The following is a 1890-nucleotide window of genomic DNA, read 5'->3' as shown; positions in this document are numbered from 1 at the left end:
GGGGGTCAGCGGGTGGAGTAGGGGAGCAGGGCCATCTCGCGGGCGTTCTTGACGGCTGTGGCGATCTGCCGCTGCTGCTGCCGGCTGACCCGGGTGACCCGGCGGCTGCGGATCTTGCCCCGGTCGGAGATGAACTTCCGCAGCAGGTCGGTGTCTTTGTAGTCGATGTACGTGATCTTGGCGGCGTCGAGCGGGTTCGGCCGGTTCTTGCGCGCGAGGGCGGCCTTGGCGGGGCGGGGCATGGGACTTCCTCGGTCGTTCGGTGGGGTGGGTCAGGCGGCGATGTCGAGAAGCTGGTCGAAGCCGGTGGGCCGCGGCCAGGCATCGGGCCCGCAGGCCAGCTCGTCATCCGTGAGCAGGCAGAAGTCCAGCAGGGCGAGCAGCCCCGCGCGGTCCAGGTCGGGAGAGGTGAAGACGAGGTGCTGGCAGCGGTCCCCGTGCTCGGGGTGCCAGTCGAGGGCGGCCGCGGTACGGCGCTCGGCCGGCATCAACTCCCAGGCGGCGTCCGGCAGGGAGGCCATCCACGGGCCGGCGTCCTCCACGCACAGCGCGCCCCCGGCCGCGTCCCAGGCGAGCAGGCTGTCCGGCCGCCGACGGCGAACGGCTCGTGCTGAGCGTCGTACGCCGGAACGTGGCCGCGGTCCTGGGCCACGCGGAGGCGGAGGCCGTGGAACCGGGCCGGGCCTTCCAGGACTTCGGATTCGACTCCCTGACGGCCGTCGAGCTGCGCAACCGGCTCACCACGGTCACCGGTCTGCGCCTGCCCTCCACCCTCGTCTTCGACTACCCGACCCCCGCCGCCCTGGCCCGGCACCTCCACGAGGAACTGACCGGCCAGGAGGACACCGCACGCCCCACCGTTCCCGCCCTCCCCGTCGGTGCCACCGGCGAGGACGACGACCCCGTGGTCATCATCTCCATGGGGTGCCGCTTCCCGGGCGGCGTCGGCACCCCCGAGGAGCTGTGGCACCTGCTCGCCGAGGGCCAGGACGCCATCTCGGGCTTCCCCGAGGGCCGCGGCTGGGACGCGGAAGGACTGTACGACGCGGACGCGGACACGGACGGCAAGAGCTACGTCCGTGAGGGCGGCTTCCTGCATACGGCCGGCGACTTCGACCCGGCTTTCTTCGGCATCTCGCCGCGTGAGGCGCTGGCGATGGACCCGCAGCAGCGGCTGCTGCTGGAGACCAGCTGGGAGACCTTCGAACGCGCCGGCATCGACCCCGCTCACCTGCGGGGCAGCGCCACCGGCGTCTTCGCGGGCCTCATGTACCACGACTACGGCTCCCAGTTGCAGAGCATCCCCGAGGGAGCCGAGGGCTACCTCGCGACAGGCGGGTCCGGGAGCATCGCCTCCGGCCGCATCGCCTACACCTTCGGCCTCGAAGGCCCGGCCGTGACCATCGACACGGCGTGCTCGTCGTCGCTGGTGGCCCTGCACCTCGCGGCCCAGTCGCTGCGCCAGGGCGAGTGCACGCTGGCCCTGGCGGGCGGTGTCACCGTGATGGCCACCCCGGCGACCTTCGTCGAGTTCAGCCGCCAGCGTGGCCTGGCCACGAACGGGCGGTGCAAGCCGTTCGCGGCGGGCGCGGACGGCACGGGCTGGGGCGAGGGCGTGGGCATGCTCCTGCTGGAGCGGCTCTCCGACGCCCGGCGCAACGGGCACCAGGTGCTGGCCGTCGTCCGCGGCTCGGCCGTCAACCAGGACGGCGCGAGCAACGGTCTGACAGCCCCGAACGGTCCCTCGCAGCAGCGGGTCATCCGGGCCGCGTTGGCGAACGCCCGGGTACCGTCCACCGAGGTCGACGTCGTGGAGGCCCACGGCACGGGCACGACGCTCGGCGACCCGATCGAGGCGCAGGCGCTGCTGGCCACCTACGGCCAGGACCG

1 protein-coding gene and 2 pseudogenes are annotated in these 1890 nt (G+C 73.0%); 1 reads left to right on the top strand and 2 read right to left on the bottom strand.

All coding sequences use genetic code 11. The annotated features are described in order from the left end of the window. Positions 1-5: 5 nt before the first annotated feature. Positions 6-242, bottom strand: a complete 237-nt coding sequence (gene rpsR / locus GTW67_RS18470) for a 30S ribosomal protein S18 (RefSeq protein ID WP_161164146.1) — start codon at positions 240-242, stop codon at positions 6-8. Positions 243-272: 30 nt separating this feature from the next. Beyond that, a pseudogene (locus tag GTW67_RS18465) lies at positions 273-590 on the bottom strand (GTP-binding protein); the annotation flags it as partial. A gap of 8 nt (positions 591-598) precedes the next feature. On the opposite strand from GTW67_RS18465, the pseudogene GTW67_RS18460 reads away from it, so the two are divergent. Then, positions 599-1890 (top strand): annotated as a pseudogene (locus tag GTW67_RS18460) (acyl carrier protein); the annotation flags it as partial.

It is taken from the genome of Streptomyces sp. SID5910 (assembly GCF_009862125.1).
Classification (GTDB): Bacteria; Actinomycetota; Actinomycetes; order Streptomycetales; family Streptomycetaceae; genus Streptomyces.
This window is presented reverse-complemented; position numbering and strand designations above follow the sequence as displayed.

Excerpts from the sequence above, each read along its gene's own strand:
- rpsR (WP_161164146.1), bottom strand. The coding sequence starts at position 242 with ATGCCCCGCCCCGCCAAGGCCGCCCTCGCGCGCAAGAACCGGCCGAAC.